Below are 475 nucleotides of genomic sequence, written 5' to 3'. Positions count from 1 at the left end.
TTTGGCAAGCCCAATACCATCTATAAAGCTTACCAGCGCTGGTCTCGCAGTAATAAGCTGATTGCATTATTTACGTTACTGATCAAAGACGCAGACCTTGAGTGGGTCTTCATTGATGGTACTCATATTAAAGCGCATCAGCACAGCAGTGGTGGCAATGAGAACCTACAATCCATTAGTAAAAGTGTGGCAGGACGCGCGACCAAGATTCACTTGGCAGTAGATGCGCATGGCAATCCGATTACCTTTATCTTGTCAGATGGCACGACCCACGACGTTAAAGTCGCACCTGACTTAGTAGACAAAGTTAATTTGAGCAACACAGAGGTTTTATGTGCCGATAAAGGCTATGATTCTGATGCACTACGAGCGCATATTGAACAAGCTGGGACACGGGATAACATCCCTCGAAAACGAAATACTCAGTCTTCTAACGACCATATGGACTGGGACTTATATAAAGCGAGGCATCTAG

The 475-nt window shown here is 44.8% G+C and carries 1 protein-coding gene; it reads left to right on the top strand.

The window, feature by feature from the left end; translation table 11 throughout:
* Window positions 1-475 (top strand): IS5 family transposase (locus EI161_RS14665; protein ID WP_192530039.1); only part of this gene is annotated, 475 nt, incomplete at both ends.

It is taken from the genome of Psychrobacter sp. FME5, from assembly GCF_014861375.1.
In the GTDB taxonomy this organism is placed as follows: domain Bacteria; phylum Pseudomonadota; class Gammaproteobacteria; order Pseudomonadales; family Moraxellaceae; genus Psychrobacter.
This window is presented reverse-complemented; position numbering and strand designations above follow the sequence as displayed.